Below are 15,089 nucleotides of genomic sequence, written 5' to 3' on the forward strand. Positions count from 1 at the left end.
AATGTCAATGCGTATAAAAGAAGTAGGTTTATAGATAAGTGATGGAGTATTCATGTTAAGTTATGACGATAAGCGAGATTTCTATCGCATGATGGTTAATAGTGATGTAACTGTAACCATTATTGATGATGAAGCGAATAGTACCTTATTAGCCACTTGTAGAGACCTAAGCGCTACAGGTTTGGCGATTGAAATGTCACATCCATTAGCGCTTAATACATTAGTTAAAGTTAACATTGATTCGGCAAATAATGGTGTACAATCTCTTAATGTAAAAGGTAAAGTTGTTAGGGTAACAGAAGAGACCTCGGACAGTTATCTTATTGGGATTAATATCTCAGAAATTGATTAGCCAGTAGAAATAACCGAACTTAAAAAACCACGTATCAATGCGTGGTTATCATTAAGCCAAATATTCCCAAACTAAATCCTAATAACGCACCTAACGGTGGCGCCCAATGATTTTCCAATTTTACTTGTGGCGCTATATCTTGAAATATTGAATAGATAATTCCGCCTGATGCAAATAACATAATTGCTGCGATCGTTTCAGGATGTTGCGATAACCAAACAAAGCCTGACACACCAAACATAGGGCCAAGAAATGCCATCAAGACAAAAACAGTAATAATTTTTATTGGTTTGTAAGAACTTGTGGAATTGAGTTCACGATAAGCACTAAATCCTTCTGGTAGGTTCTGTAGAGCCATTAACCCAGCTAATAAATAGGCACTACTGCTTCCAGTGGCAAATGCTGCGCCTAATGCGATGGATTCTGGAATAAAATCCGAAAGCATAGCCGCTAATTGACTAGCTGGCGTGTTAATTTTCTTTAAGAAAATATCAAGTAACATGAAAGCAAAACCGCCGAGGACAAACCATGCGCATGCAGCATAAGGGGTATACTCTGAAATCCCTTCAGGCACTAATACTAGTGCAACTGCTGACAATAAAGCCCCAGCGCCAAATGCCATAATGCCGTGTCTAAGCTCTTCCTCTAACCACTTTTTCTTTATATTTTCGAGATGCGCAATAGCTGCGCCTAGTGGCATTGCAAGTCCAGCAAGTAAGGATATAATTATAACCGTCAGTAGCATTTCGACATTCTTATTAGTTAGACATGTTGATCAATTAAAATAGGATTTCCATCGGGATCAATAATGACAAAATTAGCTGGCCCGGTCGTGTTTTCATCAACTTCGTTTGTTATTTTAACACCTTTCTCTTTAAGTTGTTTTTGCAGGTGGCGTATGTCATCAAAATCATTCAGTGCTTTTGAATCTTGGTCCCAACCAGGGTTAAAAGTCATCATATTTTTGTCAAACATACCTTCAAATAGGCCAATAATATGATTGCCATTTTTCATGATCAACCAATTCTGTGACTCATCACCGCCAATGATGGTAAAACCTAAATTTTGATAAAATTGTTTTGATAAGTGAATGTCTTTTACAGCTAAACTGATTGAAAAGGCGCCTAAATTCATAGCATTATCCTTGATCATAAGTGTAAATTATCTAACGATAGTAAATACTTATAAGTTTATTTAGTACAGTGTAATTACCTTTAATATATAGATTTGTTTTAAACAAATGTAAACAGAGTAGCTCATTTAATCGACCTGACACACTAAACCTTTTAAATAATAACCTTCAGGATAATTACTTGATACGGGGTGATCAGGGGCTTGATGTAAGCGATCAACGATATAGGCATTTCGTTTAGCATCAAGTGCCGCATCAGCTACTATTTTCTGAAATAAGCTTGATTCCATTAAACCAGAGCAGGAAAACGTTAATAACGTGCCTTGAGGTTTGAGTAACTGCATTGCAAGCATATTGATATCTTTATAGCCACGACAAGCGCCAGTTAATTGCGCTTTAGATTCAACAAATTTTGGGGGATCTAAAATGATCATATCAAAGGTACGTTTTTCAGCTCTAAAGCGACGTAATAATTTAAACACATCTTCTTTCAGATACGAGACTTTATTTTCATCGATATTGTTAAGTTCTACATTTCTTTTAGCTGTGTCTAATGCTTCTTGTGATACGTCTACATTAATAACTTCTTTTGCACCTTGCTTAGCGCAATGTAATGAAAATGTGCCGGTATAAGAAAAACAATTAAGGACAGTTTTATCTTTAGAGTAAAATCCTGCAGCTCGTCGTGATTCCCTTTGATCAAGGTAAAACCCAGTTTTATGGCCTTTTTTTATATCAACTAGTATTTTAACGCCGTGCTCTTCAATAATACATTCTGTTGTTGGTTGCTCTTTAGTCAGCCAACCGGTAACAGGCTCTAAGCCTTCCTTTTTACGTACATCTACATCTGAACGTTCATAAATATGACAATCCGGATAAAGCTCTTTTAAACACTCAACTAAGGTATAGCGATGGAAATCTGCGCCAGCACTTAATAGCTGACAAACAATAAAATTGTCGTATTTATCAATAGTTATACCGGGTAGACCGTCAGACTCCCCAGCAATTAATCGGTAGCCGGTGAGCTTACCTTGTTCAATAAACCAATCTCTGCGTTGTTGTGCTTGAAATAATTTTTTACGAAAAAATTCATAGTCAATTTGTTCATTTTCTTGCCAAGTCCAAACACGAACTCGGATCTGAGATTCAGGGGAATAAGCACCACGAGCGAGCCATTTTCCTTGATGATCACACACATCAACAGTATCGCCAAGCATTGGGTTTCCTTTAATTTTGTTGATTGCTTTTGAGAAAATCCAAGGGTGTTTGCGTAATAATGATTTTTCTCGTGAAACTTTTAAATAAACTCTTGCTGACATATGCCTATACTTATAATGACTAAAGGATGATCTGGGCGCAGTTTAGTCTTTGAAGGACATAGGTGCAAATTTATGCTTGATTTAATATAAATCTAATAAAGAGTATTTAATATGAATGTAAGTTATTTAGTGCATGTTAGTGGTAAAGTTCAAGGGGTATACTTTAGAGCTTCAAGTCAACAACAAGCCATTGAACATGGTATTAGCGGTTATGCACGTAACTTATCTGACGGTGATGTTGAACTGTTGATATGCGGTGATAACAATAATGTAAACATAATGCTTGAGTGGCTCAAGAAAGGACCTTCTATGGCTAGAGTAGATAAAGTTGATATAAAACAAGTAGAATGGCAGTATCACGACTTTTTTTCAATTGGGTAATTTGGGGCGTTTTTTTGCAATATATAACAGTTACAGAATCTAAAACATTAGTTTTTGATAAAACTTCACTCCCTGAGTGTGATCAAGATGAATGTTTGATAGAAGTAAAAGCAATAGGTATTAATCGTGCTGATATTTTACAAAAACAAGGAAAGTACCCACCACCTCCTGGAGAGTCTAGCATTTTAGGCTTAGAAGTCAGTGGTATTATCGCTAAAATTTCTTCAGAAGCAGCTTTAACTAGTGGGTTTGCAGTAGGGGATAGAGTATGTGCTTTGGTCGCTGGTGGCGGCTATGCACAGTTTGCTAAAGTGAATGTGGCACATTTAATTAAGTTGCCGATCCATTTTAGTTTTGAACAGGGAGCAAGTATTGCAGAAGTGTTTCTTACAGCTTATCAAAGCCTATTTAGCATCGGTATGCTTAAATCAAATGAAAGCGTACTTATTCACGCTGGAGCAAGTGGTGTAGGAACTGCTGCGATACAATTAGCTAAGGCGATAAATTGTCATGTAGTTACGACGACAAGTAATGAAATAAAACAAAAAACTTGCATTGCATTAGGTGCCGATCAAGTAATAAATTATCATGAAAAAGACTTTGTTTTATGGGCGAAAGAACATCAACCTAAAGGTTTTAATGTGATTCTTGATGTTGTTGGTGGTGAGTATCTGAATAAAAATATAAACTGCTTAGCACTCGACGGAAGGATAATTATTCTATCTATGTTAGGTGGGCGTTATAGTGAAGGAGTTGATATTGCAAAGTTATTGATGAAAAGAGCTACTATTCATGCTTCCACATTACGAAATAGAACCTTGGAGTATAAAAGCGAATTAATCGCTAATTTCAAACAAGATTTTTATCCACTATTACAATCAAAACAATTAGAACCTGTAATCGATCATGTCTACAGTTGGAGCGATGTAGCTCAAGCACACGCTAAAATGGAGCAAAATGATAATATTGGTAAGTTAGTATTAACGGTAGAGTAATTTATCTCATTATCCTGTATATTTGCTTAACTAATCTGCTACCTTGGCAAAGCGTTGTTGTGTTTTGCCATTACGCGTGATTTTTTCAATAAACATAGTCAGTGGTCTAATCCAAATGCCTCTATCGCCATATTCTGGTTGGTATACTACAAAGAATTCTTCGGTTTCACTATCTTTGGCTAAATGAAGCACTTGATAGTAATTACCTTTGAAATGTTGATATCTACCTAATTTAAAATTTTCCATAAACTTATATTACTATTAAATTTTATATATTGTATTAACTTCTTATTGTGTGGACTAGTGATTAATTTATTCTTTCTCTCTAAAGGGAATAGTGAGTCCACTCCAAAGTGAAGCATTCTGTTTTGCGTTAGGGTATTCTATCAGTCCTATATCTAGACGTTTATCGGGTTTACTGGCTTCATTTTTATAACTACCAAAAATCTTATCCCACCAAATAACACTAAACCCGTAATTGGAATTTGTTTCACATACTTTTTGGCTATGATGTATACGGTGCAATATTTGCGTTATTAATATTAAGCGTAGTGGTTTTTCAATTACAGAGGGTAGGCGAATATTAGCATGGTTAAATAAAGCTAGGGCATTTAACGTAATTTCAAATATAAGTACTGCAATAGCAGGGACACCGAGTAAACTAATAGCAATTAACTTGATTAATATACTGATAACAATCTCGATAGGGTGGAATCTAAGGCCTGTACTAGCATCAACGTGTGCGTCGGCATGATGTACCCGATGTAAACGCCATAATATTGGAATATTATGAAATAGTCTATGTTGCCAATATATTATGAAATCGAGTAACAACAAGCTCAATACAATAGTCCCAGTCAAAGGTATTGTTATTAGGTTAAACAGACCTATGCCATGCTGCTGATTGTAAAGTGCTACTGCAGTTAAACCAATAGGTATTGTTAAGCGTGCAAAAACAGATGATACAATTATGAGACCAAAGTTAGTAAACCAGCGTGCGCTATTTGGGACAGGTGATTGTCGGGCTGGTTTTTGCCACTCAAGTAGCATCATAATAATTAAAATAGAAAAAAAACAGCCGAGACGCCACCATACTTCGTTAGTCATTTTCTGCCTTAGGGTGGGTTACCTCATCAACTTCATATTGCTTAAGGGTATGAAAACCACTATGTATTCGTGTAAAAATGGTAATTATACAAGCAAATGCAAATATGCTTGCTAATAATGGGAAATGTTGTGGCCAAAGACAAAAAGCAATAAAAAGTGCTATGGTTTCTGTACCTTCGGTTAAGCCATTTAGATAGTAAAAACTTTTATATTTAAATTGCGGCTTATCGAGTTTAAATTTTTCAGCAGCTATGGCAAAAGCTAAAAAACTAGAGCCAGTACCAATAAAAGTAGCTAATAAAATAGAGCCTACAATAGCGTTTTGCTCAGGGTTAGCAATGATAAAACCTAGTGGAATAGTTGCGTAAAATAAAAAATCTAGAGTTATATCTAAAAAGCCTCCTGCACTTGAACTTTGCTTTGCATAACGGGCGAGTGCGCCATCAAGACCATCTAATAGCCTGTTTAAAATAATTGCGGTAAGTGCGCCATACCATAATTGAAAAGCTAGTAAAGGCAAGGCTAACAATCCGATCAGAAAACCGATAACTGTAAGTTGGTTAGCCGTAATATTCCCTTTATGAATTAACGCAACAACAGGGATTAATATAGGTTTAATAATAGGCGTAATGTATTTATCTAACATGCTAATGGCCTTGTGGGGTTAACGTAATAATTTTGCCGTTTGTAGCCTCGGCATCACTATGATCATGAGTAACCATAATCGCAGGTAATTTATAGTGTTGAATTTGATCAAACACTAATTGACGAGTTTCAAGACGTAATTGCGTATCAAGTTTACTAAAGGGTTCGTCGAGTAAAATGGCTTTAGGTTTGCTTAAAAGCATGCGAAGCAAAGCGACACGTGCTTGTTGCCCGCCAGAAAGGCTGTCAGGGTGACGAGTTGCCATGCCAGTTAAGCCTACTTGTTCAAGCGCATGATCTATTTTTTCCAATCGCTGCTTTTTATTGCCATTAGGCATAGCAAAAGCAATATTGCCACCTACCGTTAAATGGGAAAATAATAACGCGTCTTGGTATAACACCCCAATATGGCGCAAATGGGTGGGTAAGTCGCTGATATTTGAACCATTTAACCATACTTCACCGTTGGCTCTGAAACTACTAGCGAGCGTACCCGTTAGCCAATTTAATAAACTTGATTTACCACTACCGGACGGCCCCATAATTGTGAGTATTTGGCCGCCATTAACTTGCTCGTTTAAGCTCAGTAATAATTGCCTTTGGCGAAATAATTGTAAATTCTTGATCTGTAAATATGACTGCATATATAACCTTTAGCGATGTGCGCTTTTATAAAATAGTTTAGGTAAAAGCCAAGCTAAGATGAAACCAATTAATGGCAAAGCCATTTGTATAATGGCATAAACAGCACTGGTGCGCCTACTTGCGCCATTAGCTAAGGTAACCGCTTCAGTTGTGATAGTTGCTATACGCCCACCACCAACAAGTAAGGTTGGTAAATATTGGCCAAAACTGATGGCTAAGCCCAAGGCAGTTGCAATTAAAATGGGCGCAAATAGCTGTGGTAGTTTTATTTGTAAAAACACTTTGAATGGTTTGGCGCCAAGACTTGCTGCAACATGTGAAAAACGCCTATCTAAACGTCGATAACTCGCCGCTAATGATAAAAATACATAAGGTAACACAAAGAGAACATGGCTAAAAACCACACTGATATAAGCAGATGAATTATTGGCTAATTGTTGTAACCACACTAGTCCGAATAAAAAAGCAATACTAGGTACTAATAATGGTAGGTAAATAATGAGACTCGTAAAATTAGAAATAGGCTTGCTATTTAATTGCTCTGACTCTAAGCATAGTAATGTGAGTAATATCGAAAAAATTGTGCTGATTATTCCAATAGTTAGCGTGTTAAACAATGGATTTACCATTTGTACTGATGCACTTTGAAAATGAGAAAGTACGAATTGTTCAGGGATAACCGATGGAAATCGCCAAAACCCAGCAACTGACCACATTATAAGGCCTATCAATGCTAATAAGATAAAGCTAATGACTAATATGGTTAATATATAGGTGGTTTTTTGCCAAAAAGCGCTATTGTATGCTCTTTTACCATTAGTGAGTTTATCGCGAAAACTGTATTTTATTGCTGTTTCACCAGCTAACCATAGCACAAGTATGCAGCCAGTTAAGATGAGTTGTAATAATGCACCAGCTGATGCTTTTATTCTAAGGGTTAGATCAACATCATTGAACCAATGCATAATAGCAACAGCGAGCGTAGGCGGTGTATTTGGGCCGAGTATAAGGGGCATCTCTACACTAGCACTAGCGTATGCGAGCACGGCTAATATAGGAAGCCGTAATAAGGGATACAGGTTAGGTAATATGACTTTAAAAAAAGCAGTCATTGGGTAGTAACCTAAATTAAGCGCTACTTTATGTTGTTCTCGTAGTTTTTTCCCAAATTCTGGCTGTGCCAGTATGCCAAGTGCCATGAGTAGTAAAAAGGGCAATTCTTTTAAGGTTAAACCTAATATGATACTGATTCCCCATGGATCATGTGGAAATATCCCTGCGGGTGACAATTCCCAACCGCTAAGCCAAGGGGAAATTAATCGAGATAACATTCCAGAAGGTGCGATAATAAAACCAATAGCAATCGCGGCGGCGGCATGTGGAATCACCAAAATAGGACTAAGTATGCGTTGAATATAATCAAGCCAAGCTGTATTAAAAAATGCGGCAAGGATCAGTAAGGTCATAACAAAGGCGAGTAATGTGCTAACTAAACCTGTTGCCACACTTAACAGCATCATTGTACTTAAACCTGGTGTTTGCCAAAGAGCACGAAAACCTTCTAACCCAATAGTGTATTGGTTAAGTGCAGGAGCCCAGCCAAATGCAGGCAGTATTACCGCAATTAGGCCACCTAATACGGGAATGATTAAAAGAGCAAGTAAAAAACGAGGGCTAAGTTTTACTATATGGGTAAACCAATCTGCTTTGTGGTGCAGTATGTCCATCTGTTTAGCAATAAAATTCATAGGCTTATTCCATAACGTGTTTGCCAGCCTTCAATAATTGCTTTTACCCAATCAGGGTGTGGTTCACTTAAGGTACGCTTAATACTATTAAACGGTAATGCACTAGGATGAGGTAATTGAACTTTAAATAATTCTTGTTGTTGATCATCGAGCGTTGACTGAATAAGAACTGAGCTATCTCCCCACACATTCTGTTTTTGCTTGTGTGCTTGAGCTATAGGACTAAGCAAAAAATTAGCGACAATTTGTGCGCTAGCTTGATGTGTTGCGTTATAAGGTATTGCGACAAAATGGGTGTTACTTAAGCTGCCATCAGACATAGCATAGCTACGAATGCTTTGGGGTAAGTCAAAACGCTTTACTGCTGCTGGTACTGTCGGTGCTGAAAAAGTAAAAGCTAAACTAAGCTCGGTATCATCAACTAAACGGCGCATTTGCTCGCCACTTTGAGGAAAGTGTTTGCCATTTCGCCAAAGTACGGGGTGTAGTTTATTTAAAAAACTCCATAAAGGGTTAAGTATCAATGCTTTATTTTGCTTTGTTACTGGAGTGTACAATTGTGATTTCAATTCAGTAGCACTTTTTTGATGCAGTATCACTAAAACGTATTTTAAAAAACTCAATCCGAGAAAATCCGGTGGCTTTGGATAACTAAATCGGCCGGTATTCTTTGCACTCCAACTTAAAAGTTCAGATAAAGTACTTGGTGGGTTTTGGGTGGATAAATTGTCGTAATAAAAAGTGAGGGCGGCTTGCCCCCAAGGTGCTTCCATTCCTTGTGTAGGTATACCAAAATCAAAATTAACGGCAGGGTTATTTTCAGGATCGGTATATTGAAAGTTAGGTAGCTTGTTGGCCCATTGTTTTAGTAACAAAGCATGTTCACTCATGGTGGCAAAATTTGCCCCGTTAATCCACACTAAATCAACACTTCCTTGGCTGTGATTGTTTGCTGATTTTTCTGCTAATACTCGGCTGACAGCTTCGCTAGTATCAGTTAGTTTTACATGATGTAAATTAATATTGTAAAGCGTTTTAACTTGTTGCCCAGCCCATTGAATATAGGCATTAATTTGAGGATCACCGCCCCATGCATAAAAGTAAACGTCTTGATTTTTACCTAAACTTTCAATATGTTGCCATCGATTTGTTAATTCAGTGCTAGCAATGCTATTGAAACTGATCGTTAAACTTAATGTTAAAGGGAAGCAAAATGCGACACAAAAGAAGCTGTTTCGCATTAGCTGTTGCCAGTCGGTACTAGAGAGCATTTAACGCCCAATTATAATCTAAAAACTTTACTTTCATTTTGTTTGCTTTTAGTAAGTTTTCCTGAGTCTGTGTTAATTTGAGCGCTTCAGAATAATGTAAAAAAAACTGTTGCACAGTCTTTGTTCCTTTAAAGTCTTTTTCAAAATCGCCACTGTACCATTTAAATATTGAAGATACACTGAGGGTATTTCCTTGTATTTTATTACGGCGAGTATCTAATAAAAAACGAATTGTTTGCGCATGTAACTGAACGTCCAATTTATCTTCAGTATAAGCTTCTTCACGCAGAGCAGGGCAACCAATACTTGCACAATTAACGGCAAAGTGAATTCGCGGATCATTATATCGTTCACTACCACGAATTAACTTATGTTCAATATCGTCAAGACTACGTGTTTTACCTAATAAAGGTATAAATTTTTTGCTCCATGGTGAACTAAAAAAACTGCCTAATTCTTTGATTGATTTAAGAGAAATTCCTTTATCATTTATTAGATTAGAAACAATTAACTCAACTGTCCATGCATTATATGCATTGATGAGAAAAGCCAATTGCTTTGCTTTACCCCAGCCATCAAATTCAGCTTGTGTTATCGCAGTTAATAAGTCCAAATAGGCTTTAAGTTCAGTCTCTTTACTTTTTATTCCAGTGTAGTCAACTGCTGTGCTGTGATTATCGTTACTAACGACTACATGCATACTAAGTAAAGTGTTCCAGCCTTTGTGTATGTTTTGTGCGTGGCTGGTAAACGACACTATTATCAATACTAGGCTCAGTAAAATTACAGGCTTTATAAATAATTTAAGCAAATCAACCTCTACGCCATGCGTGATACTTTTGCAGCAGATTTAATAGGGTTTCTGGTGCATGATTACGCTTCCATTCACCCGCGGCATATTTATTCCCTTCAGCCCATGTAGGATAGCTGTGAATGGTACCTAGTATCTTGTTAAGTCCTAAACCATGCTTCATAGCAAGTACAAATTCAGCAATTAAATCGCCTGCATGCTCTGATATAACCGTTACCCCTAGAATTTTATCTTTGCCTTTAGGGGTGATGACTTTAATAAAGCCTTTAGTTGCACTATCGGTAATTGCTCTATCGAGCTCTTCAAACTCAAAACGAGTTACTTCAAAGTCAATACCTTTGTCTAAGGCTTCCTGTTCATTAATACCAACACGAGCTACCTCTGGATCGATAAAGGTCGTCCATGGGATCACGCGGTAATCAACTTTAAATTTTTTAAGGTGGCCAAATAAAGCATTTACAGCTGCGTACCAACCTTGATGAGCGGCAACATGAGTAAATTGAAAAGGTCCAACAATGTCACCCGCGGCAAAAATGTTAGGGTATAAGGTTTCCAAATATTCGTTAGTTACAATAGTGCGATCAGTTTCAATTCCTAACTCTTCTAACCCATAGCCTTCAAGACGAGCACTTCGTCCAACGGCACATAAAAGTTCATCGTATTCGATAGATAATTCTTCATTATTTCCTTCGTTAAGACGTTTAACAATTATATATTTTTTTCCTTCACGCGTTTCGCAACGTAATGCTTGATGTGAGGTTAAAATATTAACGCCACTTTCAGTTAATGCTTCATGAGCAAAGGTAGAGACTTCAACATCTTCTTTGATCATGATGCGTTCAGCCATTTCAATTTGTGTCACATAAGAGCCTAAACGCGAAAAGCTTTGTGCTAATTCACTACCAATAGGGCCACCGCCTAGTACAACAAGCTTTTTAGGGGCTTGGTCGAATGTAGCAAACTTAGTCCATAATGTATCGCTGGTGACATAACCTGTTTCTTCAATACCTGGTAAAGGAGGAACGAAAGGTCTTGCACCTGTGGCGATAACAATGGTACGCGCAGTTAATGTTTGTGTGCCACCATCGTTGCATTTAATTTCTACGGTCCATGGGTCAATTAATTTACCGTAACCTTTTACCACATCTACCCCTAAATTGGTGTAGCGTTCTACACTATCGTGTGGAGCAATATCAGCAATTACTTTATGAACGCGTGCCATTACCTTTTTGAAGGAAAAGTGTGGCGTAGAGTTTTCTAGGCCATAGTGTTCACCGTTTCTAATTTGTTCAGCGATTTTAGCACTTTTTATAATTGCTTTGCTGGGTACACATCCATAATTTAAACAATCACCACCCATTTCTCCAGCTTCAATAAGTGTCACTTTTGCTTTGACTGCAGCGGCAATATAACTGGTAACAAGGCCACCTGCACCAGCGCCTATAACAATCATGTTTCGGTCGAATTTTTTAGGCTTAGTGTAGTTTTTATAAACACGTTGCTTTTTAAATAGGTTTAAAATAGCTTTTGCTATTAATGGAAAAAAGCCTAATAACGCAAAAGATACAATAAGGTTAAATGATAGTATTCCAGATAAACTTTCAATTTGTGCAAGCTGAGTACCAGCATTAACAAAAACAAAGGTGCCAGCTAACATACCAATTTGACTGACCCAATAAAAAGTCCATGACTTTATTGCTGTGACGCCCATTAATAAATTAATTAAAAAGAATGGAAATACCGGTACTAAACGTAAGGTAAATAAATAAAATGCACCTTCCTTTTCAACACCTGTATCAATTGCCCCAAGGCGATCGGGAAAACGTTGTTTGATTAGATTACGTAGCAAGTAACGCGATACTAAAAATGCGAGTGTTGCACCTATACTTGACGCAAAAGAAACGATAATTAAACCTTCTAGCAAGCCAAATAATGCACCGGCTGCTAGCGTTAAAATAGCGGCACCAGGTAAAGAAAGGGCTGTTACTACTACGTAAAGTAAAAAGAAAGACCCAATGACTAATATCGGTGACTGCTCACGCCACAAACTAAACTGATCCATAGAGCCTTTTAGCCCGTCAAGTGTAAGTAACTGATGTAGCTCAAAATAAAAAAATAGGCTTATCGTAATGGCTGCAACGGATAATAATAATAATTTTTTAATCATGTTGGGATTTAAACCTATCTTTAGAAGTTATGAGTAAGTGTTAGTTTGGCGTTAATTGGTAACTCAGGAAAAACGAGAGTTGCACCAAAGTAACCACCTTCAAATACCGGACGCCAATTTTTTTGATTGGTAATGTTATTGATATCTAGCCGTAAGCTGGTTGTATCTGTAAAAGTATAGCGAGTATTTACATTAAGCGTGTATTGATCACGTATATTGACTGTTGCTAAAAAGTCTAACGGGTAACTGTTAGTAAATAGTCCTGAAAAGCCAGCTTGCCATTTTGAGTTAATTGAATAACTACCATTGATACTTATTGATTGCTCAGGTATACCTTGTACTTGTCTGTTTGAAGGCGAAAATACGGTATAATTTGGTGCGCCAATATTATTTCCAACAATAATGTCAGGGCGAGAGTTATCAAAGGCATCAGCAACTTGAGCAGAATCTTGGCTACTGCTTGAATTATCGTATTTTGCGTTAATATAACTGTAACCAGCACTAAACCAATAAGGATAAGCGTCGTAAAATACTTGAGATTCAAAGCCTTCTGTGCGAATACCTGTATTACTACCATCTCTATTACGTAAGCTACGGCGTTGGCTAAATAAAGCGCCGTCAGCATACCAATCGCTGTCTGTAGGTATATATTTTAAGCCAAATTCCACTAGCGTATTTTCAGTCGCAAAGTTTTGGGCACTGATGGTATTATCGCTACTTAGAGTATTACCACCTGCCATACTATTAGATGTTGCTTCGTTGTAACTGGCTGCGCCATAAAGGGTCAAGTCATTATCAATACTATAATTAAAACTCAGTTGGGCAGAATGCAGTGTCTCATTAATCGTATCGCTTGCTGCTATTTGATTGACTGGAGCAATAGGATCTCGTGCTTTGACGTCATAAAAATCAATACGATAACCAATGTTTGTTCTTAGGTCGTCGCTCCACTGAGAGTCTTGCTGAATGGCAACTCCTGTTTGCCATGATCTTGAGTCTGTTGTGTCTGATAAATTAAAATCACCGCTACCATCATTATTAATATCATATTGCCCACCAGGTGATACAAATACGCCAGGGCGTAACTCAACTAAACGTGCTTGCTGATCTAGCGTTAATGGTATTCGACGATTAGTAATAGGCCCTGTTAAGTCAATCGGTAGATCAGCTTCAGTGGTAAATTGGCTATAACCTAATACCTAATACCTTGTTATAGCGTAGATCAAAGGCAAAAATGCTTTGTTGTTTGTTATCCCATTGATAAGTCAATTCTGTACGATTTTGAGCCGTATCAGCACCATCAATAATTTCAACAAAGCTATTTTGTGCTATTTCTTCTCGTTGTAGATGTTGAAAGTAACTGATGTTTTTAATGGAACTATTATCGGACAGTTCGCGCTTGTATATACTATGAATTAAATAAGTTGTTGCTTTGTTTATATTATCGGGATCGGTGAGTACATTACTTCGATCAATTTGTACTTGCCCCGTAGGCGAGATGATAGCCCCTGCTTTGGGTACTGTACTGCCATTTTGCTGGACACCTTGGCCGGTAATATATAAACCATTATCAATTAATGCTTGAGTAGGGCGGTTAATACCGGCGTTGTCAGTAAATTTAACGTGGTATAATTCAACGTTAATGTCCCAGCTGTTTTTATTATCAGGTAATATTTGTAGTGCCGCAAATAGGCTATCACTTTGTGTACCCGAAAAGTCGTAAAAACTGCCATTATCTATATGCTCAGCACTTACTCTAAACGCTATTTCGTCTTTAACAATGGGGGTATTAAAATCTATAGCAGTACGGTATTTATCCCAACGACCTGCTGATAAGCTTAACTTCCCATGACTGCTCTCAGTTGATGCTTTTTTAGAGTGTAAATTGACAAATCCGCCATTACGCTGACTTGAACCAAACAATACTGGAGGGGCACCTTTTACAATATCTATTTGCTCTACAGCATTAAATGATAGTGGAACACCAAAACCATTGTTACCTGCTTGACGACGAGTACCATCTTGAAATAGTTCACCTAATTGACCACGAATTGTAGGTAAACTTGGTGCGCCAAAGCCACTTGCGGAGTATGTATTTGGGCTTACTGCAAGTACGTCTTGTAATGTCGTAATATTAAGTTGCTCAATTAATTGATTTGAAATAGGAGTAACAGAACGAGCAATATCTTTTAACGCTAAATGATCACCAAAGGGACCATCAACACTAGAATCTTTAATTGATAAACCTTGAGATTTTATAATCTGACCAGCGATTTCTATTCTTTCAATATCATCATTCGTAATTTTAGTTTTATGTTCTTGGGCAGCATAAGCCACATGGGGTATTTCTATGATGGCTGCTAAAGATAAAGTTATGTATGCAAGTTTCAAAAGAATAGTTGTTCCAGTTATTTAATTCATACCTAAAAGACCGCAGGTCTCGAAATAACTTTCAACAAAGATAGTTTTTTGTTTATCTTTGAAAGAAACTTGTGCTTAAGCGGTCTTTGTTAATT

General features: G+C 37.3%; 14 protein-coding genes and 1 pseudogene. 3 read left to right on the forward strand and 12 right to left on the reverse strand.

Features of this window, described 5'->3' with window-relative positions; all coding sequences use genetic code 11:
• Positions 1–52 precede the first annotated feature (52 nt).
• Positions 53–352: a PilZ domain-containing protein gene (locus IE155_RS10470; protein WP_189378206.1), complete on the forward strand. Its 300-nt coding sequence runs from the start codon at positions 53–55 to the stop codon at positions 350–352.
• Between the two features lie 34 nt (positions 353–386).
• Here the strand turns inward: IE155_RS10470 and IE155_RS10475 are convergent, their stop codons facing one another.
• The 3 genes from IE155_RS10475 to IE155_RS10485 all read right to left on the reverse strand — a co-directional run bounded on the left by IE155_RS10475 (position 387) and on the right by IE155_RS10485 (position 2,803).
• Positions 387–1,097 (reverse strand): ZIP family metal transporter, encoded by a 711-nt coding sequence (locus IE155_RS10475; RefSeq protein ID WP_189378207.1) that lies wholly within the window; start codon positions 1,095–1,097, stop codon positions 387–389.
• 17 nt (positions 1,098–1,114) lie between these two features.
• Complete coding sequence (locus IE155_RS10480; RefSeq protein WP_189378208.1) at positions 1,115–1,486, reverse strand: VOC family protein; 372 nt, start codon at positions 1,484–1,486, stop codon at positions 1,115–1,117.
• 126 nt (positions 1,487–1,612) lie between these two features.
• The gene (locus tag IE155_RS10485; protein WP_189378209.1) at positions 1,613–2,803 is read right to left on the reverse strand and encodes a class I SAM-dependent methyltransferase; all 1,191 of its coding nucleotides are present in this window, start codon (positions 2,801–2,803) and stop codon (positions 1,613–1,615) included.
• Positions 2,804–2,914: 111 nt separating this feature from the next.
• Between IE155_RS10485 and IE155_RS10490 the strand changes: the two genes are divergently transcribed.
• Together IE155_RS10490 and IE155_RS10495 are read left to right on the forward strand one after the other, a co-directional pair.
• A complete protein-coding gene (locus IE155_RS10490; protein WP_189378210.1) occupies positions 2,915–3,184 on the forward strand; it encodes an acylphosphatase in 270 nt (89 codons plus the stop codon).
• A 14-nt stretch (positions 3,185–3,198) separates the two neighbouring features.
• The gene (locus IE155_RS10495) at positions 3,199–4,179 is read left to right on the forward strand and encodes an NAD(P)H-quinone oxidoreductase (RefSeq protein ID WP_229817212.1); all 981 of its coding nucleotides are present in this window, start codon (positions 3,199–3,201) and stop codon (positions 4,177–4,179) included.
• 30 nt (positions 4,180–4,209) lie between these two features.
• On the opposite strand, the gene IE155_RS10500 is transcribed toward IE155_RS10495, so the two are convergent.
• From IE155_RS10500 to IE155_RS10540, 9 genes and pseudogenes are all read right to left on the reverse strand, one after another.
• The gene (locus tag IE155_RS10500; protein ID WP_189378212.1) at positions 4,210–4,425 is read right to left on the reverse strand and encodes a DUF1653 domain-containing protein; all 216 of its coding nucleotides are present in this window, start codon (positions 4,423–4,425) and stop codon (positions 4,210–4,212) included.
• A gap of 66 nt (positions 4,426–4,491) precedes the next feature.
• On the reverse strand, positions 4,492–5,286 hold the full coding sequence (locus IE155_RS10505) for a sterol desaturase family protein (RefSeq protein ID WP_189378213.1): 795 nt from the start codon (positions 5,284–5,286) through the stop codon (positions 4,492–4,494).
• On the reverse strand, positions 5,279–5,932 hold the full coding sequence (locus IE155_RS10510; protein ID WP_189378214.1) for a CDP-alcohol phosphatidyltransferase family protein: 654 nt from the start codon (positions 5,930–5,932) through the stop codon (positions 5,279–5,281). Before IE155_RS10510 ends, IE155_RS10505 begins: the two co-directional genes overlap by 8 nt.
• Before the next feature lies 1 nt (position 5,933).
• Complete coding sequence (locus IE155_RS10515; RefSeq protein ID WP_189378215.1) at positions 5,934–6,575, reverse strand: ATP-binding cassette domain-containing protein; 642 nt, start codon at positions 6,573–6,575, stop codon at positions 5,934–5,936.
• A gap of 9 nt (positions 6,576–6,584) precedes the next feature.
• A complete protein-coding gene (locus tag IE155_RS10520) occupies positions 6,585–8,324 on the reverse strand; it encodes an ABC transporter permease (protein WP_189378216.1) in 1,740 nt (579 codons plus the stop codon).
• Entirely contained in the window at positions 8,321–9,595 is a 1,275-nt protein-coding gene (locus tag IE155_RS10525; protein ID WP_189378217.1) for an ABC transporter substrate-binding protein, read from the reverse strand. Before IE155_RS10525 ends, IE155_RS10520 begins: the two co-directional genes overlap by 4 nt.
• Positions 9,585–10,406: a DUF547 domain-containing protein gene (locus IE155_RS10530; RefSeq protein WP_189378218.1), complete on the reverse strand. Its 822-nt coding sequence runs from the start codon at positions 10,404–10,406 to the stop codon at positions 9,585–9,587. Before IE155_RS10530 ends, IE155_RS10525 begins: the two co-directional genes overlap by 11 nt.
• Position 10,407: 1 nt before the next feature.
• Positions 10,408–12,573, reverse strand: a complete 2,166-nt coding sequence (locus IE155_RS10535) for a dihydrolipoyl dehydrogenase family protein (protein ID WP_189378219.1) — start codon at positions 12,571–12,573, stop codon at positions 10,408–10,410.
• Positions 12,574–12,593: 20 nt separating this feature from the next.
• Positions 12,594–14,964: pseudogene (locus IE155_RS10540) on the reverse strand (TonB-dependent receptor).
• Positions 14,965–15,089: the final 125 nt, after the last annotated feature.

It is taken from the genome of Thalassotalea profundi (genome assembly GCF_014653195.1).
GTDB classification, from domain to species: Bacteria; Pseudomonadota; Gammaproteobacteria; order Enterobacterales; family Alteromonadaceae; genus Thalassotalea_B; species Thalassotalea_B profundi.

What these genes read in the sequence shown, in the direction of transcription:
- IE155_RS10470 (WP_189378206.1), top strand. Translation starts at nt 53, where the DNA reads ATGTTAAGTTATGACGATAAGCGAGATTTCTATCGCATGATGGTTAAT.
- IE155_RS10475 (WP_189378207.1), bottom strand. Translation starts at nt 1,097, where the DNA reads ATGCTACTGACGGTTATAATTATATCCTTACTTGCTGGACTTGCAATG.
- IE155_RS10480 (WP_189378208.1), bottom strand. Translation starts at nt 1,486, where the DNA reads ATGAATTTAGGCGCCTTTTCAATCAGTTTAGCTGTAAAAGACATTCAC.
- IE155_RS10485 (WP_189378209.1), bottom strand. Translation starts at nt 2,803, where the DNA reads ATGTCAGCAAGAGTTTATTTAAAAGTTTCACGAGAAAAATCATTATTA.
- IE155_RS10490 (WP_189378210.1), top strand. Translation starts at nt 2,915, where the DNA reads ATGAATGTAAGTTATTTAGTGCATGTTAGTGGTAAAGTTCAAGGGGTA.
- IE155_RS10500 (WP_189378212.1), bottom strand. Translation starts at nt 4,425, where the DNA reads ATGGAAAATTTTAAATTAGGTAGATATCAACATTTCAAAGGTAATTAC.
- IE155_RS10505 (WP_189378213.1), bottom strand. Translation starts at nt 5,286, where the DNA reads ATGACTAACGAAGTATGGTGGCGTCTCGGCTGTTTTTTTTCTATTTTA.
- IE155_RS10510 (WP_189378214.1), bottom strand. Translation starts at nt 5,932, where the DNA reads ATGTTAGATAAATACATTACGCCTATTATTAAACCTATATTAATCCCT.
- IE155_RS10515 (WP_189378215.1), bottom strand. Translation starts at nt 6,575, where the DNA reads ATGCAGTCATATTTACAGATCAAGAATTTACAATTATTTCGCCAAAGG.
- IE155_RS10520 (WP_189378216.1), bottom strand. Translation starts at nt 8,324, where the DNA reads ATGAATTTTATTGCTAAACAGATGGACATACTGCACCACAAAGCAGAT.
- IE155_RS10525 (WP_189378217.1), bottom strand. Translation starts at nt 9,595, where the DNA reads ATGCTCTCTAGTACCGACTGGCAACAGCTAATGCGAAACAGCTTCTTT.
- IE155_RS10535 (WP_189378219.1), bottom strand. Translation starts at nt 12,573, where the DNA reads ATGATTAAAAAATTATTATTATTATCCGTTGCAGCCATTACGATAAGC.